Consider the following 20,815-nt stretch of genomic DNA (forward strand, 5'->3'; position numbering starts at 1 on the left):
GGGCGCCGCGAGTCGCGGGGGTCTTCCGCCTCGCGGCGCGGCCTGCCCCGGACCCCGGTCGGGGCCGGAACGCACCAGCGCCCGCCCGTAGGGCGCCGCGTGGCCGGGCACGACGTGCCGCACATCGGCCTAGCCGGCCCGCACCGCCCTCCGCCTGCCCAGGCGGAGGCGGTGCAGCAGGCGGGTGCGTTCGGGTCCGCGCCGCACCCGCGGGGGTGGGGTACCGGTGCCGTCGGGCCGGGGAGCGGGCCGGAGCGCCCGTGCGTCCTCCAGCGCCAGCGCCAGACTCATCCGGTGCCAGAGGATCTCGTCCGGATCGTCCGCCAGGCGGAGCCGGTCGACGATGTCCCGGGCGGCCAGGGATTCGGGCCGTGGGTGTGCGGGAGCCGGGCGGAGCAGGTCGAGGTGTGCGCGCTCATGGGGATCACCGACCACCTCGGCGACGTCGTCCGGGGCGAGGAGCGACGCGATGGCCGCGGCGGCCTCCCAGGGGTCGTCGGTCCGGCGGAGCAGGAGGCCCAGTCGTCGTGCCCGCCAGTTGCGCGCCCGGACGTCCTCCCCCGCTTCGAGCCGGCTGCGCACGGAGGCGGGAAGCCGGCCGGTGAGCAGTTGGGGATGCCCGTCGGCGAACTCCCTGACCTCACCCGCGACGTAGAGCCACACCACCGCGCGGTAACGGTTGAGGTAGAACGCGACCGGGCTGAGGTGCCCCGTCCTGACCAGCTTGGTGAACCGGTCGCCCGTGATCGAGGCGAGCTCGGCCGCCCCCGCAGTACCGACGGTCCGGACGCGGTCGCGCAGTCCGGCAGGGAAGTCGGGCGCGGCGCGCAGCCGCGCGATCTCCTCCGCGGCCACCCGCGGCCGCCCGCCGTCGGCCCCGGGCAGGGTTCGCACGTGACCCAGCTGGACGGCGAGGTCGAACTCGTTCCTCCTCAGCTCCAGTTGCTGCGCGGCGCGCCCGTAGGCGACCGTGGGCGCGGTGACTGCTTCCTTGACCTGCATGACGGCTCCCCCGTGAGGTTCGACTACGCTGAGTCACGAAGGTAGCGCGAGCGGGCCGATCCGCGTCCGGCCTGTGGATAACCTCGGCCGGACACGGAATCGCCCCTGGTCACCGGTAACAAGTGGACGGGCGACAGGTGCCGGGCGACAGGCGACCACTCGGCGATCGCCGGGCACGTGCACCGGTCGTCGTCACCGATGGGCGGTCACCCTTCGCGAGTCCGGTCACCGGCGTCGGTGGTCAGCGGTCGGTGAGTGCCGCCTCGCCGGGCTGCCGGGCGGCGACGGCAAGGTGCTCCCCGACCCGGTTGACGAGGAGTGTCATCTCGTAGGCGACCTGGCCGACATCGGCCTCGGCAGCCGTGAGGACGCACAGGCAGCTGCCCTCGCCCGCCGCAGTGACGAAGAGCATCGCGTCGTCGAACTCGACCATCGTCTGGCGTGCCCTGCCCACGCCGAAGTGCCGCCCGGAACCCCGCGCGAGGCTGTGCAGCCCCGAGGAGACCGCCGCGAGATGCTCGGCGTCCTCCCTCGCCAGCCCGGTGCTCGCACCGGTGACCAGCCCGTCGTTGGACAGCACCAGTGCGTGACTGATGTGTTCGACCCGCTTCGTCAGGTCGTCCAGGAGCCAGTCGAGTCCTTTGTCCAGAGCCATGTCCGGTCCTCCCCGTTCCGCACGTTCCCCGCTGTCACGTAAGCCTTACGCACTGACGTGGGCAGGGCAAGGACTCCTGCGGCCGGGCGGGAGCGGTGAAACGATCCACCGGAGCACGGCACGGTGGTACGGGGCAGGCTCCTACGTGACGGAGTCGAGCATCCGGGCGGTGTGCACGCGCCCGGCGTACTCGACGAGTCGCACCAGGACTTCCTTGCCCGAGTCCCGATCGCGTGCGTCGCACAGGACGACCGGCGTGCCGCGGTCGAGATCGAGCGCGCGCGACACGTCGTGCGCGCCGTGAGCCCTGGCTCCCGCGAAGCAGTTCACCGCGACGACGAACGGGATGCGGCGGTGCTCGAAGTAGTCGACCGCCGGGAAGCAGGCGTCCAGGCGTCGTGTGTCGGCGAGCACGACGGCGCCGAGCGCTCCTTGGGACAACTCGTCCCAGAGGAACCAGAACCGGTCCTGGCCGGGGGTGCCGAAGAGGTAGAGCGACAGGCCCGGACGCATGGTGATGCGCCCGAAGTCCATGGCGACGGTGGTCGTCGTCTTCCGATCCACTCCCCCGGTGTCGTCGACCAGTTGTCCGGCCCGGGTGAGCGGCTCCTCGGTGCGCAGCGGCCGGATCTCACTGACCGCGCCCACCAGGGTGGTCTTGCCGACGCCGAAGCCACCGGAGACCAGGATCTTCAGGGCGAGGTCGGTGGTGTCGGTGTCCATGCCGGTGTCGGACCGCTCGGAGGCCATGGATCACTCCTCTCAGGAGTGGGCTCGGGTCGGCAGCCAGTGCGTCCGGTGCCGGCACGAGGACCAGCACAGACGTCCTGGGAGAGGCCAGCAGTATGGCAAGCGGGGCGCCCGGCCCGGGCGATGCGACCACACTTGACCGATGTGACCGTCGCGGCCCCGGGGGATGCCCACATGGGTGCGTGAATCGACAGGCCCGGCGACCGTCCGCAGGACGGTGGGGGACGGCGGGGCGCGGACGGCGACTTGCGGAGGGCGGGGGGCGCGGACGGCGGCGGGGGATGCGGGGTATTCGTCGTGGGCCGAGGGGTACCCGCCGCCCTGAACCGCGGACGGCTTTCGATCGGCGGACCGGGAACCGACAAGGCCTGTGGGGGCGCGGCGGATCCTGCTCAGGAGGTGGCTTCCATGGCGAGGGCATCACAGGCGGTCTCCATCACCGCCGGCCCGGTCACGCTGGCCGGCGATCTGGTCCTGCCCCCCGCGGCCTCGGGCCTGGTGGCCTTCGCGCACGGGAGCGGCAGTTCGCGCCACAGTCCCAGGAACCGCGCGGTGGCGGAGGTCCTCCAGGACGCGGGGCTGGGGACCCTGCTGATGGACCTGCTCACCGCGGGCGAGGAGCGGATCGACATGGTCACCGCCGAGCTCCGGTTCGACATCCCGCTGCTCGGAGGGAGGGTGACCGTGGCGGTCGACTGGCTGCACGAGCGACCGGAGACCAGCGGACTCCCGGTGGGCCTGTTCGGCGCCAGTACGGGTGCGGCGGCCGCGCTGGTGGCGGCCGCGGCGAGACCGGAGCGGGTGCGTGCCGTGGTGTCGCGCGGCGGGCGCCCGGATCTCGCGGACGACGCTCTCCCCGGTGTGCGGGCGCCGGTCCTGCTCGTGGTCGGCGGTCGTGACCACGAGGTGCTGCGGCTGAACGAGGAGGCGGCGCGGCGGTTGACCGCTCCGTGCCTGCTCCGAGTGGTCCCCGGGGCCACGCACCTGTTCGAGGAACCGGGGACGCTGGAGCAGGCGGCGGAGGCCGCGCGGGACTGGTTCCTCGACATGCGGCCCGGCGGGGAAGCACCGGCACGCCCTGCCTGAGGGCCCCCAGGCTGTCGATCGCCTCCCGCACAGTCTCTTCTTCGTGCCGCGCTCGAACACGTGCGCCGGACCGGTAGGCCACGCGTGGGGGATCATGTCCTCATGGCCGATGACCGCACAGAGGTGCAGGAGTTCTTCACCGCCCGCGCGGCGGACTGGGACACCCGGTTCCCGGACGACGGGCCGCGATACGCGGCCGCCGTGGCCGCCATGGGGCTGCGCCCGGGCGGCGCGGTGCTCGACGCGGGGTGCGGCACCGGCCGTGCGCTCCCGTACCTGCGTGCGGCCGTGGGCGCGGGCGGCACGGTCGTCGGGCTGGACCTGACGCCCGCCATGCTCGCCGCCGCGGTACGGGCGGGGCGCGCGGGCCAGGGGGCCCTGCTGCTGGGCGACGTGGGGCGGCTGCCTCTCCGCGACGGGGTACTGGACGCGGTCTTCGGCGCGGGGCTCGTCTCGCACCTGGCCCGGCCCGAGGAGGACCTGCGGGAACTGGCCCGGGCGGTCCGGCCGGGTGGCCGCCTTGCCCTGTTCCACCCGGTGGGCCGCGCGGCGCTGGCCGCCCGGCACGGGCGGCGGGTCACCGCCGACGACCTGCGGGCCCAGCCGAACCTGCGACGGCTGCTGGCCGCGTCGGGCTGGCGGATGATCTCCTACGTGGACGAGGACGACCGTTTCCTCGCCCTCGCCGACCGGGTCGCGGGCTGACGGTCCGCACGCACGCGTGCACCCCGGCTGCACGGCACGGCGGAAGGGGTGGACGGCCGGAGGGGAAGCGCTGGACCGGCGGACGGCCGGACGGCCGCCGGCGCCGTGGTACCGGGGCCACGGGTCCGTGCGTACTCCTGCCGTCCCCTTCTGCGGGCGCGGATCGGACTCTACGTTGGAGGTCCAGAGTCGAGACACCGGCGGCCGGTGTCGCCGCACAGCGGGAAGGTGGGCCCCGTGTTCAACGGACTCCGCACGTTCTCCAGCGTCTTCAAGTCGGTCACCAGGGCGATCTTCGAACCCGTCTCGGCCTCCGGTGCGGCGAAGGGGGGCGCGGGCCGGCCGGGAGGAGCCGCCGGTTCGCGCGGGCACAACATCTTCGAGGCCGCCGCGGCCTATGTCGCCGCGTGCGCGGACGACGACCAGGACGGCATCGACGAGGCGGCGGGGTGGGTGTCGCCGGAGGCGCTGTCCTTCGGCGTGAGCGAACTGGCGTGCCGCGCGGTCATCGCGCTGGCCCGCGAGCGTGACGAGTCGCCGCAGACCGTGGCCCGCAGCCTGATGGGGCTGCCCGCGGCGTGAAGCGGCGCCCGGTGGCGTGCTCAGCGCCTGTGCGGGCGGCGGCCGCGCGCGTACCGACGTGTGCTGTCGCGCACCGGTGACGCCGTGATTGATGCGACCGGACCCTCGACGGGTGGGTTACTCGCTGGTTAAGGTGCGCCGACGCATGCTGGGAGGAGGCGGCCATGACCGGTACGGAACCGGTGGACACGGATGTCGCGGACGACGACGCACTGTACGTGCTGACCGCCGTGCTGCTGACGCCCGCGCAGTTCCCGAGCCTGCTCGGTGACGACTATCCCGAGGCGTGCGCGGCGCTCGGGCTGGAGCCGTACGCCGAGGGCTACGGGCTCGTGCTCGGCCAGGACGGCCAAGGAGCCCGCTGGACGGTCGTCGTCGACGACGTGTCACTGGTCGCCGTGGCGATCGCCTCGTGGGACTGCGGCATGGAGTACGACCTGTCGCCCGACGAGCGCAGTGTCGTCGTCGCCCTTCCGGGCTGGCCCGTCGCCCTGGCGGTCGCCGCGCCGCACGTGCCGGCACCGCACGATCCGGAGACCGGGCCGGGCGAGCCTCCGCCGCTGACGCCGCCGGACCCTTCCGGGTGGGGACCCGCGCAGCGCCGGCTCGGTGCCGACGCCGTGGCCCTGCAGTGGGCGGCGTGGCGGGACCAGCTCGGGGACGACGCCTTCGCCGGTACGGCGGGCACGGATGACGCGGCGTCGGCGGGGGCGGCCGGTGAGGGGGAGGCGTCCCGGGCGTCCGAGAAGCCGGGGCCGGCCGACGAGCGGGCACCGGGCGAGGGGGCCTCGGCCCAGGAGCCGCCGCAGCCCCCGTCGCGGCGGACGCCGGACGAAGAGCAGACACCGGACGACCAGCGGGCGCCGGGCGGACAGCAAGCGGACGGCGAGCAGCGGACGCCCGGCGAGCAGCAGGCGGGCGGTCCGCGTGCGCCCGGGGCCGACGGGGACGCGCAGGGTCCGCTGCAGCGGGTCCTGGCCGAGTTGCACGGCTACCTGGAGGAGCCGCCCCCTCCCGGCCGGGTGCGGTCGGGCTTCGCCCCGGGCGGGGCGCGCACCCTGCGGGCGGACGGGCCCGGCTGGTCGGTCGTCGCCCGGACGGACGACATCGCCTTCGTCCTGCTGGACGAGATGCCTCGTGAGGTGCTGCCCATCGGGCGCGGGCCCCAGCTGCCGTCCTTGCTGGCCGCCCTGGACGCCATGGCGGTACGCCCGGCCTGACGGGCGGATGAGCGGGCGGCCGTACGGCCGGGCGGGGGCGAACGGTCGCGCGTACGCGCGTCCCCCGGCGGACCGGTCAGCCGCTGGGCTCCTCCGGAGCGCCGTCCGCCGGCGTGTCCTCCGCGGGCGTCTTCCGCTCAAGGTCCTCGTCGTCGGTCGCCTCGGACACGTCCGGGTCCCAGTGGTCGGGGCCGCCGTCCGCCTGCTCGTCGGGCAGGTCCCTCGGGACTCCGGGCCCGGTCTCGCCCGCGCCGTCCAGCCGCTTGTCGTCGTCCATGGTGTCTCCCTCCGGCGTTCCGGCCGAGCGGGTACCCGCGGATCCGCTGCTCAGACCCTTTCGAGCGGACGGTGCGGGCGGTCCGGCAGTTCGACCGTGACGGTGTCGCCCGGCCGGACCGGCCCGCCGACCGCCACGACGGCCATGATCCCTGCCTTGCGGACGACGGCGCCCGTTCCGTCGCGGCCGACGACCTCCTTGAGCAGCCCGTCCCGGAAGGCGTCTATCTGCCGACACGGATTGCGCAGTCCGGTGACTTCGAGGACCGCTTCGGCGCCCATGCGCAGCAGCGTGCCGGTGGGCAGGCCGAGCAGGTCGATGCCGCGGGTGGTGATGTTCTCGCCGAGGTCGCCCGGCCGCACGGTGAAGCCCTTCGCGGTCAGTTCCTGGAACAGTTCCTCGTGGATGAGGTGCACCTGCCGGAGGTTGGGCCGGGTCGGATCCTGGGCCATGCGGGAGCGGTGCTTGACGGTGACGCCCGCGTGCACGTCGCCCGCCACTCCGAGACCCGCCAGCAGAGTGATGACCGGCCGGTTCGGCTTGGTGAAGGAGTACTCGCCGTTGCTGCTGACCGCTGTGACCGTTCCGCCCGTCATGGGCCCCTCCATCGCGCCGGTGTCGGTGTGCCGCGTCCGTGGACCATGATCGCTCCCCTCCCGCCGCAGGGGAACACCCGCCGCCGGAGGCCCGGCCGGGGGCCGGGGCCGGCCGTCAGCGGCCGAGCTCCTTGCCACCGGCGCGGCGCAGTCGCCGTCGCTGCCCGGGGTCCAGGGCCAGGTAGGCGATGGCGGGGACCCCGATCAGCACCAGCAGGGACATCCAGAATCCGATCAGGGGCCACAGGAGAAGGCCCACGGCCACTCCCCCGATGACGATCTTCGTCCTGGTCGACATGTTCGACGCCTCCTTCACGGCCGGAGACGGCCGCTTCCTGGTCAGTGAACGCGTGATCGGGCCTGCTGGTTCCGCGGGTCGCCGCTCAGGCCGTACGGAGCGGCTCACCGACGTCGCGCAGATGTCCCAGCGCCTGGCGGTACGAGTCGACCAGCCCGGTTTCCGTGTACGGGATTCCCAGCGCCCGGCAGTGGGCGCGCACGGCCGGCTGGGCCAGCTTCAGGTGGGGGCGCGGCATGCTCGGGAAGAGGTGGTGCTCGACCTGGTAGTTCAGACCGCCGAGGAGCCAGTCGGTGACCCTGGCACCGCGGATGTTGCGGGACGTGAGCACCTGGCGGCGCAGGTGGCCCCAGGGCTCGCCGTCCGTGTCGGGCACAGCCATGCCCTTGTGGTTGGGGGCGAAGGCCATGCCGAGGTGCAGGCCGAGCAGCATCTGGTGGACGAGCGCGAAGACGAGGGCTTGGCCCACCGGCATGGTGAGCAGCAGCAGGGCCGCGTATCCGGCGACATGGGCGAGGAGGAAACCGCCCTCGACCGCCCGCCGGCGGGGAGTGCTACGCGGTCCTTCCTTGGAGAACAGCGCCTGGAAGCCGTACACCTTGAGGGCGAGGCCTTCGAGCGTGGTCAGAGGGAAGAACAGCCATGCCTGGTGACGGGCCAGCCAGCCGCGGAAGCCGGTGCGTCCCACCGCCTGGTGCCGGTTGAAGACCAGGACGTCCGGAGCGACGTCGGGGTCCTTCTCCTCGTGGTTGGGGTTGGCGTGGTGCCGGTTGTGCTTGTCGTTCCACCACTCCTGGCTCATGCCGAGCAGCAGGTTGGCGTGGAGCAGCTGCACGAGGCGGTTCCTGCCCCTGTCGCCGCTTATCTGGGAGTGTCCGGCGTCGTGGCCGAAGAAGGCCGCCCGTGCGGAGAACACCGCGAGCGGGAGTGCGAGCAGCAGGGACCACCACGAGTGTCCGAACAGCACCAGGCCGACGGCGACCGCTGACAGGGCCAGCAGGTTCACGGCGATACCGGACGCGTACCAGCCGGTGCGCCGCTCCAGCAGCCCCTGATCCCTGATCGTGCGGAGGAGCGGCCCGAACTCGCTTCCGGCGCCGCGCTCGCCGCGGGGAGCGACAGGAGGACCATGGTCGGGCGTCCGGGCCGTGGGGAGGGCCGGGGCGGGGACGGTGAGCGAGGATGTGGCCTGGGGCATGACTGCTCCGGTCTGATGAGGTCTCGTGCGCAGACACGCGCCGACCTGATGAAAGTACGGATGAGCAGACGCCCAGAGCCATGGCACCACCACCCGAATCCGGGGTGGGGTTTTCCAGGGTACTGGGGTGGTGCTGCCTGCACCCCGGGGGCGTAGTGGCCTATGTCACGGGGAAACGCGGCCCGCCCGGGCGGGGGACTCGGGTACCCTCGGCGCTCCGCCGCTCGCTAGTCAAATTTGAGGAATGCATCAGCGCTGTGCACACGCTTGCCGAAGCAACGCCCCGCCCCGCTCTCGAAGTGCCACGACTCGCCCGCTGCTCCACTCTCTTCCTGCCCGCCGATCCACCCCGGGCCGGACGTATCGCGTTCTGGCTGCCCGGCGGTGCCGAACCACCGTCGCAGGACGGTCACGCCGATCGGCCGGGCAGCGGTCTCCCGGTCGAGGAGCTGACCGTGGTCACCCCCGACGCCCCTCCGGCCGCCGTACGTGCCCTGGTGATGCCGGTAGGCGAGGCGTTGCCACTGCTCACCCGGGCGGGGCGCGTCGCGGAGGCCTCCCCCGCAACCGCGTTCTGGGGCGCCGCCGCTCTGCTCGCCCTGCAACTGGCGGCCCGGGGGCTGCTGTTGCCCGGCCTGAGCGGGGACGACCACGACGCCTGGCGGACCGGTCCGCTCACTGCCGAGGACCTGGGGCGGGTGCGGGCGCTTGCCGCGGCGATGCCGCCGGACGCGCACGCGGCCCCGGTGGGCGCCGCGGACGACGGCACGGCCCTCCTGGCCGATCCCGAGCAGCTGTTGCGCGCGTTCCTGGACGCGGTGGCCGACGTGCTGCCCCGCACGCCCGCCGCTCCGCTCGCGGCGGGCGGCCCGGCGTTCGCCGCGTACGAGCCGCAGCACGTGCCGGAACAGCGCGCCTGGGCGGCCGATGTCGCGGCCGGCCACGACGCGGGGGTACGGCTGTCGTTGCGCGTCGAGACGCCGGGGGCGGACAAGCCCGGGGGCCCGTCGTTCCGTGCCGTGCTGCAGATGCACAGCGTGGGTGACCCCGCGTCGGTGGCCGACGCCGCAGACGTGTGGTCCGGCGCGGCCGGCGACGCGTTCGGCCCCCGCGCGCGGATGGACGCGCTCCTCGCGCTGCGCCGTGCCGCGCGCGCGTGGCCCGCGCTCGCGCCGCTGCTGTCCGCGTCCGTTCCGGACGCCCTCGACCTGGCGGACGAGGAGGTCACCGAGCTGCTGGGCGAAGCGGCACGAGCGCTGGCCGGGAGCGGCGTACAGGTGCACTGGCCCCGCCATTTGGCGCGGTCGCTGACCGCCCGGGCCGTCATCGGACCGCCGGACGAGGGCGACGGGCACGACGGGGACCGGCACGAGGGCGACGGGCACGACGGCGGCCGGGACGGTGAGGACCGGGACGGTGAGGACCGGCACGGCAGGACGGCGGCGGGCCTGCCGTCGTTCCTCTCCGCCGGCGCGCTGCTCTCCTTCAACTGGCGCTTCGCGGTGGGCGACCAGGAACTCACCCGTGACGAGCTGGACCGGCTCGCCAAGTCCGGGCGCCCCGTGGTGCGGCTGCGCGACCAATGGGTGCTGATCGACCCGGAGGAGGCCCGGCGGGCCCGGGACCACCAGGACCGCGGGATCACGCCCGTGGACGCGCTCGGTGCCGTACTGACCGGCACGACGGAGGTCGACGGCCGCCAGGTCGAGGTGGAGCCCTCCGGGGCCCTGCGGGCGCTGCGCGACCGGATCGCCGACCCGGAGGGCGGCGGGCCGGGAACGGAACGGCACGGGATCGGGCAACCCGCGGCACTCGCGGCGACCCTGCGCGACTACCAGCTGCGCGGCCTCGACTGGCTGCACCGCATGACCTCGCTGGGCCTGGGCGCCTGTCTCGCCGACGACATGGGCCTGGGCAAGACGATCACCCTCATCTCGCTCCACCTCCACCGGCAGACCGAGGCGTCCGCCGCCGGACCCACCCTGGTCGTCTGCCCCACCTCCCTGATGGGGAACTGGCAGCGGGAGGTGGAGAGGTTCGCCCCGGGCACACCGGTGCGCCGCTTCCACGGCTCGGGAAGGGACCTGGAGGACCTGTCCGACGGCGGGTTCGTCCTGACCACGTACGGCACCATGCGGCTCGACGCCGCCCGGCTCGCACGCGTGCCGTGGGGCATGGTCGTCGCCGACGAGGCGCAGCACGTCAAGAACCCGTACTCGGCGACCGCCAGGCAGCTGCGCACGATCGGCGCCAAGGCGCGGGTCGCGCTGACCGGCACGCCGGTGGAGAACAACCTCTCGGAACTCTGGGCGGTCCTCGACTGGACGACCCCGGGGCTGCTGGGCCGTCTGGGGACCTTCCGCAGCCGTTACGCCCGGGCCGTGGAGGAGGGCACCGACCCGGCGGCCGCACAGCGGCTGGCGGCGCTGGTCCGGCCCTTCCTGCTGCGCCGCCGCAAGTCCGACCCGGGCATCGCCCCGGAGCTGCCGCCGAAGACGGAGACCGACCGCGCGGTGTCCCTCACCCCCGAACAGGCGGGTCTGTACGAGGCGGTGGTGCGCGAGACGCTGGCGGCCATCGCGGAGGCGGACGGGATGGAACGGCGGGGCTTGGTGGTCAAACTGCTGACGGCCCTCAAACAGATCTGCAACCACCCGGCGCAGTACCTCGAGGAGGAGCACCCGAGGATCGCCGGCCGGTCGGGCAAGCTGGAGCTGCTGGACGAGCTGCTCGACACCATCGTGGCCGAGGAGTCCGGCGTGCTGGTGTTCACGCAGTACGTCCGGATGGCGCGGCTGCTGGAGCGGCACCTGGCCGCCCGCGGGGTGCCCGCCCAGTTCCTGCACGGCGGCACCCCGGTGGCCGCGAGGGAGGCGATGGTCAACCGGTTCCAGGCCGGTGACGTGCCCGTCTTCCTCCTCTCGCTGAAGGCGGCGGGCACGGGGCTCAACCTGACCCGCGCGGCGCACGTCGTGCACTACGACCGCTGGTGGAACCCGGCCGTCGAGGCCCAGGCCACGGACCGGGCGTACCGCATCGGGCAGACCCAGCCCGTGCAGGTGCACCGGCTGATCGCGGAGGGCACCATCGAGGACCGCATCGCGGACATGCTGGCGCGCAAGAAGGAACTGGCCGACTCGGTGCTGGGGTCCGGGGAGGACGCGGCCCTCACCGAGCTGACCGAGCTGACCGACGACGAACTGGCGGACCTCGTGCGGCTCCGTGACGCACAGGACACGCGGAACACCCGGGACACCCGGGGCACACAGGGCGCGCGAGGCGCCCGGGACAGGCGGAGGGATGCGCGATGAGTCGTGACGAGGACATGGAGCGTACGTTCGCCGCGCTGCCTCCCGCGCGGGGCCGGGGGTTCGCCGAGACCTGGTGGGGGCGGGCGTGGCTGAAGGCGCTGGAGGACACCGCGCTCGACGGCGAACAGGTGAAGAAGGGCCGCAGGCGGGCGCGGGACGGGGCCGTGGGCGCGGTCTCGGTGCGGCCGGGCCGGCTCACGGCGGTCGTTCAGGACCCGGACGGAACCGCGCACCGCAGTGACGTGCTGTTGCAGGTGCTGAGCGACGAGGAGTGGGACCGCTTCCTGGAGATGGCGGTGGACCGGGCGGGTCATATCGCCGCCCTCCTCGACCGGGAGATGCCACCGCACCTGGTGGAGGACGCCGCCTCGGCCGGCGTCGATCTGCTGCCGGGCATCGGCGACCTGGAGCCCGAGTGCGCGTGCGACGCGTGGGACCACTGTCCGCACACGTCGGCCCTCTGCCACCAGGTGGCACGGCTGCTGGACCAGGACCCCTTCGTGCTCTTCCTGATGCGGGGCCGTGGAGAGCGGTGGTTGCTCGACGAGTTGCAGCAGCGCAGTGCCGCCCGGGCGGGCCGCGCGGAGCGGGACGACGAACGGGACGAGGAGGGGCCCGAGCCGGGCGTGACGGTGGGCGTGCGGGCGGACGAGGTGTTCGCGGCACGGGACCTCGTCGCGCCGCTGCCGGCACCGCCACCGCTGCCGGAGGCCCCCGGGGAGCCGCCCTCCTACGACACCGGGACCCGGCCCGCGCAGGGCGTGGACCCGGCGGCGCTGGAGGCACTGGCGGCCGACGCGGCCGCGCGAGCGTACCGGATGCTGGTGGACGCGCTCGCGGCCGGCCACGAGAACCGGCCGCTTGAGGAGCCGTTGACGGTGGAGCAGGACGCGGTACGGATGGCGGCCTCCGGGGAGTTCGGGCCGGCCGCGCTCGACCGGATCGCCACCACCACCGGCCGTGGGCACGCCGGCCTGGACGTGGCCACGCGCGCGTGGCGGTGGGGTGGCGCGGAGGGACTCGCCGTGCTGGACGAGGACGGAGCGGCCGGGGCGGAGGTGCCGGCGGGGGCGGAGGCGCGGCTCGCCGCCGCCTGGGAGGACGACGAGCGGCCCGCGCTGCGGGCGGACCGCCCCGGTTGCTGGACGGTGCTGGGGACGGGCCTGCAGCTCCGGTCGGACCGCCTCGGCCGGTGGTGGCCGTACCGCGAGGAGTCGGGGCGTTGGGCTCCCGCCGGGCCGCCCTCCCCCGACCCGGCCGCCGCCCTGGCGAGCACGTCGGCGGACGACGCCTGACGCCCGGCGGGGCTGCCACCACGGCGCCGCCCCGGCCGGAGGCAGCCCCCTCCAGGGCGCCTCCGGCCGGTCCCGCCGGGGCCGTGGTCCACGGGCTCGCGTCATTCGGGGCCGTGTCCACGGGCTCGCCCCGAGGCCCGCCGCTTCAGAACCCCACCGCCCCTGATGCCGTCCGCCGTCCCCGAACACAGACGCCCGCGCGGGCAGCGGCGCAGACGCCCGCGCGGGCATCCGGGCCCGCTGACGTTGCCGTACGCCACCGAGCGTGCCGGGGCGGGGAGCTACGCGAGCTGCCGCTCCGCCGCGTCCACCGTCTGGGCGAGCAGGACCGCGATGGTCATCGGTCCGACGCCGCCGGGCACCGGCGTGATCAGGCCCGCGCGGGTGACGGCGGTGTCGAAGTCGACGTCACCGACGTTGCCCGGGTTGTAGCCCGCGTCGACGACGACGGCGCCCGGCTTGATGTCCTCGCCCTTGATGAACCGCGGCCGCCCCACGGCGGCGACCAGGACGTCCGCCTCCCGGACGGCCGCCGACAGGTCGGCCGTGTGCGAGTGGCAGTACGTCACCGTCGCGTTGCGCGCCAGAAGCATCATCCCGGCGGGCTTGCCCAGGATGGCGCTCCGCCCGACGACGACCGCCCGCTTGCCGGCCGGGTCGACGCCGTACGCGTCGAGCAGCCGCATGATGCCGCCGGGCGTGCAGGAGACGAACCCCGGGAGGCCGAAGCTCATCGTCGCGAAGGAGCTGAAGGTGACACCGTCGACGTCCTTCTCGGGGGCGATCGCCTCGAACGCGGCCCGCTCGTCGATCCCCGGGCCGACCGGGTGCTGGAGCAGGATCCCGTGCACCCCGGGGTCGTTCGACAAGCCTTCGAGAGTGGCGACGAGTTCGGCGGTGGTCGTCGTGGCGGGCAGTTCGACGTGTCGGGAGCGTATGCCGGCCTTCTCGCAGCGGGCGCGCTTCATGCGCACGTACGTCACCGAGGCCGGGTCCTCGCCCACCAGGACGGTGGCGAGGCAGGGCGGCGTGCCGGTGCGGCGGGTCAGGTCGGCGGCGCGTGCCGCGGTCTCCTCGACGAGGCGGCGGGCCAGGCCGCTGCCGTCCATGAGGCGGGCGTCGGTGGGCGTGGAGGACATGGCGGGCTCCCGGAGCGGTCAGCAGTGGATCGCCCAGGCGCGCGGCAGTGGCGTCGGTCCGCCGGGCCGCTCCCCGGTGGTACTCCACCCAAGCGCCAGTCACGGCCCGGCGCCCACTCTACGGGACACCCCCGGCCGGTTCCCGCGGGCCCGTCCGGTCCGCCCGCTTGTCGGCACCGGCCGGCGCGGCGACGATGGCACGGGCGCGGAGGACCTGGTCGGGGAGGACGACGACGTGAACGACCCCTGGGCGGCTGCGGAACGGGGCGCCGGGCCCCTGGAGCGGGTGGAGGCGCTGCGCCGTGCCCATGAGGCGTTCACGGCGGGCGGGCGGGCGCGGGAGCCGGTGCGGGCGGGGGTGCGCGCGGTGGTGGCCGAGTCGTGGAAACGGTCGGCACGCGCGCGTGTGTCCCCGGACGGCGCGGCCTGCGTGGAGATGGACGGTGACGACCTGTCCGCGTACCGGGACGGGCACCCCCTGGCGGCGGTCATGCCGGTGATCCGGGAGCTGATGGGCGCCTACGCCACCGACGGGGAGCATCTGGTGGCCGTCTGCGACGCGCACGGCCGGCTGTTGTGGGTGGAGGGGCATCCGGGGACGCTGCGCCGCGCGGACCGGATGAACTTCGTGGCGGGCGCGCGGTGGGCGGAGTCGGCGGCCGGGACCAACGCCCCCGGCACGGCGATCGCCGTCGACCGGCCGGTCCAGGTCTTCGCCACCGAGCACTACCGGCGGCCGGTGCAGGCCTGGACGTGCGCGGCGGCTCCCGTGCACGATCCGCGGACCGGGCGTCTGCTGGGCGCGGTGGACATCACGGGCGGCGACGGGCTGGCCCATCCGCACAGCCTGGCGTTCGTGCAGGCGGTGGCGCGGGCGGCGGAGTCGCAGCTGGCGCTGCTGTCCCCGGCGCCACCGGCCGGCGACGGCATGAGGTTGTCTGCTCTCGGGCGGGACGAGGCGGTGCTGGTGGCCGGCGGGCGGCGGACGCGCCTGAGCCGCCGGCACAGCGAGATCCTGGTGCTGCTGGCCGCGCGCCCGCAGGGCATGGGAGGCGAGGAGTTGCTGGCGGCGCTGTACGAGGACGAGTCGGTCACGCCGGTCACGCTGCGCGCCGAACTGTCCCGGCTGCGTGCCGTGCTGCCGCCCGGGACGCTGCGCTCGCGCCCGTACCGGACGGCGGTCCCGCTGGACGCGGACTTCGCGGCGGTGGGGCGCAAGGTCGCCTCCGGGGCCGTCGCGGCGGCGCTCGCGGGGTACTCCGGTCCGCTGCTGCCCGGATCGTGCGCACCCGCCGTGACGCGGCTGCGGCGGCGGCTGGCCGGCGAACTGCGTGCCGCGCTGATCGCGCGCGGCGACCCGGCGCTGCTCGCCGACTGGGCGCACAGCCCGTGGGGCGAGGACGACCTGGAGGTGTGGCGCGCGCTGGCTGCGGCCGTACCGCGTGGGCGCCTCGCTCCCGTACGGGCGCGTGTGGAGGCCCTGGACGCGGAACTCGGCGGTGGCGCAACGCCGTTGCAACGTCCGCGCCCCTAGCCTCGCCGCGAGCACCGGCCCACGGTGCCGTCCCAGGGAGGCCCCGCACATGACCCGTTACGCAGCGCCCGGCACCGAGGGTGCGATCGTCTCGTACGAGTCCCGGTACGACCACTGGATCGGCGGTGCCCCCGTCGCTCCGGCACGCGGTCAGTACTTCGAGAACCCGAGCCCGGTCGACGGCCGCCCCTTCACCGAGATCGCGCGCGGCACCGCCGAGGACGTCGAGCGCGCGCTGGACGCGGCCCACGCCGCCGCGCCCGCCTGGGGCCGGACCGCGCCGGCCGACCGGGCGGGGGTCCTGCTGCGGATCGCCGACCGGATGGAGGCGAACCTGGAGCGGCTGGCAGTGGCGGAGAGCTGGGACAACGGCAAGCCGGTCCGCGAGACGCTCGCCGCCGATCTGCCGCTGGCCATCGACCATTTCCGGTACTTCGCCGGTGCGCTGCGCGCCCAGGAGGGCTCGCTGAGCGAGATCGACGACGACACCGTCGCTTACCACTTCCACGAGCCGCTGGGGGTGGTGGCGCAGATCATCCCGTGGAACTTCCCGCTGCTGATGGCGGTGTGGAAGCTGGCCCCGGCCCTGGCCGCGGGCAACGCGGTCGTCCTGAAGCCCGCGGAGCAGACGCCGGCGTCGATCCACGTCCTGATGGCGCTGATCGCCGATCTCCTGCCGCCGGGCGTCGTGAACGTCGTCAACGGCTTCGGCGTCGAGGCGGGAAAGCCGCTGGCCTCCAGTCCGCGCGTCGCCAAGATCGCTTTTACGGGTGAGACCACGACGGGGCGGCTGATCATGCAGTACGCCTCGGAGAACATCAAACCCGTCACCCTGGAGCTGGGCGGCAAGTCACCGAACATCTTCTTCGACGACGTGTGGGCGGCGGACGACGACTTCCGCGACAAGGCGCTGGAAGGGTTCACCATGTTCGCCCTCAACCAGGGCGAGGTGTGCACGTGTCCGTCGCGGGCCCTGATCCAGCGCGGCCACTACAGCGAGTTCCTGGAGGCCGCCGTGGCGCGGACGGAGCGCATCGTCCCGGGCCACCCCCTGGACACCGGGACGATGATCGGCGCCCAGGCCTCCCACGACCAGCTCCAGAAGATCCTGTCCTATCTCGACATCGGTCAGCAGGAGGGCGCCAAGGTCCTGACGGGAGGCCGGCGCGTCGAGCACGACGGTGAACTTGCGGGCGGCTACTACGTGCAGCCCACCATCCTGGAGGGCGACAACCGGATGCGGGTCTTCCAGGAGGAGATCTTCGGCCCGGTCGTCGCGGTCACCTCGTTCACCGACTTCGACGACGCCGTCACGACGGCCAACGACACCCTGTACGGCCTCGGCGCCGGCGTGTGGACCCGCGACCTCAACACCGCGTACCGCGCCGGCCGCGCCCTCCAGGCGGGGCGGGTGTGGACGAACTGCTACCACGCCTACCCGGCGCACGCGGCCTTCGGCGGCTACAAACAGTCGGGCATCGGCCGCGAGACCCACAAGATGATGCTGGACCACTACCAGCAGACCAAGAACCTCCTCGTCTCATACTCGCCGAAGAAGCTCGGCTTCTTCTAGAGCCTGAAGTCGGGTTGCTTGGAGGCATCGTCGCGCTCCAGGCAACCCGTCATGAACTGCCTGGTTCGTTCCACCGCGCCCCAGGCGGGGTGGGGGCAGACGCGGGCACCGCCGCTCGACACCGCGGGGTTGCCACTGCCACAACACCAAGTTCTGGACCACGCGGTCCAACGCCCTGATCGTCGGCCTCTACCAGCACAACGCCGAGCAGCTCGGCCGCACCATCGTCACCGCGGCGGAGGTCAGAGGACTGCCTCTTCGTCCGCCGCCGGTTCGCACGAGTGGCTGCCCGAGCGCCGTGGACCCCTTTCGGTAACGTGATCACAGCTGCATGGAGTGCCCATGTGTCCGGCTGGTCCGTGCCAGGGCTTCCGGCGGAGAGTGATGAGGATGAGGCTGCAATGAGTGAACTGACGAAGCCCGAGGTCGAGATTCCGGAGGGGGATGCACCCACCGAGCTGACCATCCGGGACCTGGTCGTCGGGTACGGGGCCGAGGCGAAGCCCGGCATGGTTGTCAGGGTTCACTATGTCGGGGTCACCTTCGAGTCCGGGAAGGAGTTCGACTCCTCCTGGGACCGGGGCCAGCCGTTCAAGTTCGCCCTGGGCGGTGGCCGGGTCATCAAGGGCTGGGACCGGGGGGTGAGGGGGATGAAGGTCGGCGGTCGGCGCGAAATCATCGTTCCCCCGCGTCTCGGTTACGGCAAGCAGTCACCCTCGGCGTTGATCCCGGCGGGCTCGACCCTGCTCTTCGTGGTGGACCTGCTCTCAGTCTGAGGCAGGCCCGCTGCTCACCGGGCCGGGGTGAGTGGGCGGTTGTTCGCCTCCTGTCGGCAAGAGGGACGAGGCCGACCGGATTCCTGACCGGCCGGGCCATCGCCGACGCTACAGAATGCGGCCCGCTGCAGGATTCTCCGCGTGCCATGCGGGCGAACCGCCCTGCGACGGACGTGCGGCCTGACGTAAAGCCGCCTTTGTCACGCGGTCGGTCGACTGGCGAGGACATGGGCGTGGCGCGCCTGCACCTGGTCACGTTTCGCCTCCGGACCGATGACGATCACCAGGTGATAGCGGCCCGCGACGAGGACGGCGGCGTTGCGGACGAAAACCTCGCACCCCTGGCCGTCGATCCAGGTGAAGCTGCCGGTGGCGAAGCGTGTCCGGCCGGTTTCCACCAGCCTGATCCCGGTGGCACTGGCCCAGCTCGAGCCGCGGAACGCCGCGAGCTCCGGTTCGTGGTTCTTCTGGTACGTGAGAGGCGAGGAGGAGAAACGGGCCGCCGTGTCACGTCCGGGTACCAGAACGAGGCTCAAGTCGCCATGGGCGTAAAGGAACTGGCCTGGGTGTTCCTGCGATGTTCCGTCCATCCGTCCGGCCCCTCCACCTGGAAGCCGCCCTCCCGGATCAGCCGGTATCCGGGGGCCTTCGGTGCCGTCCGACGCGGGCCGTGGCGGGCCCCCGGCGGCCGGTGCGGACCGTCGCCGGCCCAAGGCGCGGGACTGCGTCCGCCTGGCCGCCGGGGCGTGCTGCCGGACGTGACCCGTGCGGCGTCGGGGCGGTCCGCCAACGCCTTGGGCCCGTATCGGTATGAGGCAGGAAAAGGTCCCTTCACGTGGGGAAGTGTGAACGGAGGGGGCAGAAGATGACGGTTCACGCCAAGCCGGACAGCCGGCCACCCGGACGGCGTGGCACCGGAGCGAGCCGGCGGAAGCGGACGGCGGACACCGGGGGTGGGGGCCGCGACCGGCCGGTCGCGGGATGCGGTCGATTCCACATATGAGCAGTGCGGACAACGGTGTTGCCCGATCAATTTCGGGCGCGGATCGATCAACGGAGGGCTCCCTTCCCGCTCGGTCACCTGCTGAACGCGAAATGACTATGCTCACTTTCCGTGGCGCGCCGCACACGCTGAGCCGAACGCTGCGTTGCGCGCGGACCGAACCCGGTCGCAGAGAGGCGTGCCCGCCGATGCGCCCCCGAGCGTCGTCGGGACACCTGTCGGGACACCCGTACTCGGCCGAGTGAGGTCCCGGCCGTCCCCGGCGCGCCGCGGTACCACCAGTCCACAACTTCCAGACTGTTTAGGACCCTTCGATGGTTCGTTCAGGTGCAACCCCCGGAGCGCTGCCTCGTGCGGTGGCTCCGGTGTGGCTCGTCCCCTCCGGCGTCCTTGCCGGCGCCTGTGCCATAGCGCTGGTCTCCGTTCCCGCGCAGATACGCACGCCGGTCGCCTGGTGCGGGCTGGTCGCGGTACTCCTGACGGCCGTCACCTGCGCGGAGACGGGGCGCCGGGCACGCTCGGTGGACGCGGCCCGCCACGCACGGGCGCGTGCCGAGGTGCAGCAGTACTACGCGCAGCGTGAGACCGCGTTGTTCGCGCGCCTCTCCGATCAGCGGGCCACCACCGTATGGCTCGCCGAGGAGCTCCTCCCCGCGGCCGTCGCCCGCCTGCAGAAGGGGGAGCCCGTATCGGAGATCATGCAGTCCGTCACGTTCGGGGAACACCTCGACGGCGAGTTCGCCGAGGCACTCCGGGCCGCCCTGCGGACGCTGCTGGAAGCCGTGGACGCGGAGGAACGCACCCGCGACTCCTCGCAGCGGGCCCTGGTGGCGATCGCACGGCGGGTCCAGGCGATCGTGCACCAGCTCGCCAAGGACCTGCGCGACATGCAGATCCTGCACGGCAACGACGTCGTGGTCTCGCACGGCCTGCAGGACATCGACCACCGCAACGCCCTCATCGGGCGCCTCGCGGCCAGCATCGCGGTCCTGGGCGACGCCCGGCCGGGGCGCCAGTGGTCGAAGGCGATCCCGCTGTACGACGTCGTCCGCGGTGCCATGTCCCGCATCGTCGACTACCCCCGCGTGAGGTTGCAGTCGGTCACGGAGGTGGCGGTGGTCGGCCAGGGAGCCGAGCCGCTGATCCACCTGCTCGCCGAACTGCTCGACAACGCCACGACCTTCTCCCCGCCGCACGCGCCGGTCGAGGTCACCGCCAGCGAGGTGCCCTCCGGCATCGCGATCGAGATCGAGGACCGCGGGGTCGGGCTCACCGAGGAGGTCCGCCGGCGCGTCGACCGCGTGATGGCCCGGGCGTCCTCCGGCATCGACCTGGCCGACCTCGGCGAGGCCACCCAGCTCGGCCTCCCCGTCGTCAGCCGGCTGGCGCGCGAGCACGGACTCGACGTCGACCTGCGCACCTCCGCGTACGGCGGAGTGCGGGCCGTCGTGCTCGTCCCGCGCCGCATGATCACCACCGTCCAGCAGCCCGCTCCGAAGGTCCCGCACCCCACGCCGAGGCCGATGGGCAGACCGACCGTGCCGAGGCCGACGATGACGCGCGACGACGCAGCAGATTCCGGCAGGGCCCCGCAGACCGTCAACGGACTCCCGCAGCGGCGACGCGAGTCGCCGGTACCGACTCCGGTCGTCCGGACCACCCCCGAGCCCCCCGCCGCTCCGGCCGCCTCCCCGGGCACGACCGGCGCGCCACGGCAGCCGGGCCTGATGTGGGAGGCCTTCAGCGGGGAGAAGAGACCGGGCACCGACCCTTCCATCCGAACCAGCGAGCCATCAGACGAGGGTGAGTAACCGT

At 73.6% G+C, this 20,815-nt stretch carries 19 protein-coding genes and 1 riboswitch; of the genes, 10 read left to right on the top strand and 9 right to left on the bottom strand.

Annotation, left to right across the window (positions count from 1 at the left end):
* Positions 1 to 129: 129 nt before the first annotated feature.
* The 3 genes from A4V12_RS03620 to A4V12_RS03630 all read right to left on the bottom strand — a co-directional run bounded on the left by A4V12_RS03620 (position 130) and on the right by A4V12_RS03630 (position 2,407).
* Positions 130 to 1,002: a DUF6397 family protein gene (locus tag A4V12_RS03620; protein ID WP_064067715.1), complete on the bottom strand. Its 873-nt coding sequence runs from the start codon at positions 1,000 to 1,002 to the stop codon at positions 130 to 132.
* Positions 1,003 to 1,243: 241 nt separating this feature from the next.
* Positions 1,244 to 1,657 carry a roadblock/LC7 domain-containing protein gene (locus A4V12_RS03625; RefSeq protein WP_064067716.1) on the bottom strand — a complete coding sequence of 138 codons (414 nt, stop codon included), beginning with the start codon at positions 1,655 to 1,657 and terminating at the stop codon, positions 1,244 to 1,246.
* A gap of 141 nt (positions 1,658 to 1,798) precedes the next feature.
* Positions 1,799 to 2,407, bottom strand: a complete 609-nt coding sequence (locus A4V12_RS03630; protein ID WP_064067717.1) for a GTP-binding protein — start codon at positions 2,405 to 2,407, stop codon at positions 1,799 to 1,801.
* A gap of 408 nt (positions 2,408 to 2,815) precedes the next feature.
* On the opposite strand from A4V12_RS03630, the gene A4V12_RS03635 reads away from it, so the two are divergent.
* The 4 genes from A4V12_RS03635 to A4V12_RS03650 all read left to right on the top strand — a co-directional run bounded on the left by A4V12_RS03635 (position 2,816) and on the right by A4V12_RS03650 (position 6,000).
* Entirely contained in the window at positions 2,816 to 3,493 is a 678-nt protein-coding gene (locus A4V12_RS03635; RefSeq protein WP_064067718.1) for a dienelactone hydrolase family protein, read from the top strand.
* A gap of 102 nt (positions 3,494 to 3,595) precedes the next feature.
* A complete protein-coding gene (locus A4V12_RS03640) occupies positions 3,596 to 4,198 on the top strand; it encodes a class I SAM-dependent methyltransferase (protein ID WP_064067719.1) in 603 nt (200 codons plus the stop codon).
* 291 nt (positions 4,199 to 4,489) lie between these two features.
* Entirely contained in the window at positions 4,490 to 4,780 is a 291-nt protein-coding gene (locus tag A4V12_RS03645; RefSeq protein ID WP_064067806.1) for a hypothetical protein, read from the top strand.
* A 164-nt stretch (positions 4,781 to 4,944) separates the two neighbouring features.
* Complete coding sequence (locus A4V12_RS03650) at positions 4,945 to 6,000, top strand: hypothetical protein (protein WP_064067720.1); 1,056 nt, start codon at positions 4,945 to 4,947, stop codon at positions 5,998 to 6,000.
* A 76-nt stretch (positions 6,001 to 6,076) separates the two neighbouring features.
* On the opposite strand, the gene A4V12_RS03655 is transcribed toward A4V12_RS03650, so the two are convergent.
* From A4V12_RS03655 to A4V12_RS03670, 4 genes are all read right to left on the bottom strand, one after another.
* Positions 6,077 to 6,277 carry a hypothetical protein gene (locus A4V12_RS03655; RefSeq protein ID WP_064067721.1) on the bottom strand — a complete coding sequence of 67 codons (201 nt, stop codon included), beginning with the start codon at positions 6,275 to 6,277 and terminating at the stop codon, positions 6,077 to 6,079.
* A gap of 50 nt (positions 6,278 to 6,327) precedes the next feature.
* Positions 6,328 to 6,873, bottom strand: coding sequence for an MOSC domain-containing protein (locus A4V12_RS03660; RefSeq protein WP_064067722.1), 546 nt, complete (start codon positions 6,871 to 6,873; stop codon positions 6,328 to 6,330).
* Positions 6,874 to 6,988: 115 nt separating this feature from the next.
* Complete coding sequence (locus A4V12_RS03665) at positions 6,989 to 7,171, bottom strand: hypothetical protein (RefSeq protein ID WP_064067807.1); 183 nt, start codon at positions 7,169 to 7,171, stop codon at positions 6,989 to 6,991.
* An 85-nt stretch (positions 7,172 to 7,256) separates the two neighbouring features.
* Positions 7,257 to 8,369 (bottom strand): fatty acid desaturase family protein, encoded by a 1,113-nt coding sequence (locus A4V12_RS03670; RefSeq protein WP_064067723.1) that lies wholly within the window; start codon positions 8,367 to 8,369, stop codon positions 7,257 to 7,259.
* A 257-nt stretch (positions 8,370 to 8,626) separates the two neighbouring features.
* Between A4V12_RS03670 and A4V12_RS03675 the strand changes: the two genes are divergently transcribed.
* Both A4V12_RS03675 and A4V12_RS03680 read left to right on the top strand, forming a co-directional pair.
* Positions 8,627 to 11,680 carry a DEAD/DEAH box helicase gene (locus A4V12_RS03675; RefSeq protein ID WP_234372064.1) on the top strand — a complete coding sequence of 1,018 codons (3,054 nt, stop codon included), beginning with the start codon at positions 8,627 to 8,629 and terminating at the stop codon, positions 11,678 to 11,680.
* Positions 11,677 to 12,975 (top strand): hypothetical protein, encoded by a 1,299-nt coding sequence (locus tag A4V12_RS03680; RefSeq protein ID WP_064067724.1) that lies wholly within the window; start codon positions 11,677 to 11,679, stop codon positions 12,973 to 12,975. Before A4V12_RS03675 ends, A4V12_RS03680 begins: the two co-directional genes overlap by 4 nt.
* Before the next feature lie 281 nt (positions 12,976 to 13,256).
* Here A4V12_RS03680 and A4V12_RS03685 read toward each other — a convergent pair whose 3' ends face one another.
* Positions 13,257 to 14,114, bottom strand: coding sequence for a bifunctional 5,10-methylenetetrahydrofolate dehydrogenase/5,10-methenyltetrahydrofolate cyclohydrolase (locus A4V12_RS03685; RefSeq protein WP_064067725.1), 858 nt, complete (start codon positions 14,112 to 14,114; stop codon positions 13,257 to 13,259).
* Between the two features lie 24 nt (positions 14,115 to 14,138).
* A riboswitch (ZMP/ZTP riboswitch) is annotated at positions 14,139 to 14,227 on the bottom strand.
* 122 nt (positions 14,228 to 14,349) lie between these two features.
* Between A4V12_RS03685 and A4V12_RS03690 the strand changes: the two genes are divergently transcribed.
* The 3 genes from A4V12_RS03690 to A4V12_RS03700 all read left to right on the top strand — a co-directional run bounded on the left by A4V12_RS03690 (position 14,350) and on the right by A4V12_RS03700 (position 17,997).
* Positions 14,350 to 15,648 (top strand): GAF domain-containing protein, encoded by a 1,299-nt coding sequence (locus A4V12_RS03690; protein ID WP_064067808.1) that lies wholly within the window; start codon positions 14,350 to 14,352, stop codon positions 15,646 to 15,648.
* A 49-nt stretch (positions 15,649 to 15,697) separates the two neighbouring features.
* Complete coding sequence (adh, locus tag A4V12_RS03695; RefSeq protein ID WP_064067726.1) at positions 15,698 to 17,221, top strand: aldehyde dehydrogenase; 1,524 nt, start codon at positions 15,698 to 15,700, stop codon at positions 17,219 to 17,221.
* A 401-nt stretch (positions 17,222 to 17,622) separates the two neighbouring features.
* Positions 17,623 to 17,997: an FKBP-type peptidyl-prolyl cis-trans isomerase gene (locus A4V12_RS03700; protein WP_064067727.1), complete on the top strand. Its 375-nt coding sequence runs from the start codon at positions 17,623 to 17,625 to the stop codon at positions 17,995 to 17,997.
* A 200-nt stretch (positions 17,998 to 18,197) separates the two neighbouring features.
* On the opposite strand, the gene A4V12_RS03705 is transcribed toward A4V12_RS03700, so the two are convergent.
* A complete protein-coding gene (locus A4V12_RS03705) occupies positions 18,198 to 18,587 on the bottom strand; it encodes a hypothetical protein (protein WP_159028812.1) in 390 nt (129 codons plus the stop codon).
* Positions 18,588 to 19,356: 769 nt separating this feature from the next.
* Between A4V12_RS03705 and A4V12_RS03710 the strand changes: the two genes are divergently transcribed.
* Positions 19,357 to 20,811: a sensor histidine kinase gene (locus A4V12_RS03710; protein ID WP_234372065.1), complete on the top strand. Its 1,455-nt coding sequence runs from the start codon at positions 19,357 to 19,359 to the stop codon at positions 20,809 to 20,811.
* Positions 20,812 to 20,815: the final 4 nt, after the last annotated feature.

The organism is Streptomyces noursei (assembly GCF_001646665.1).
Classification (GTDB): Bacteria; Actinomycetota; Actinomycetes; order Streptomycetales; family Streptomycetaceae; genus Streptomyces; species Streptomyces lavendulocolor.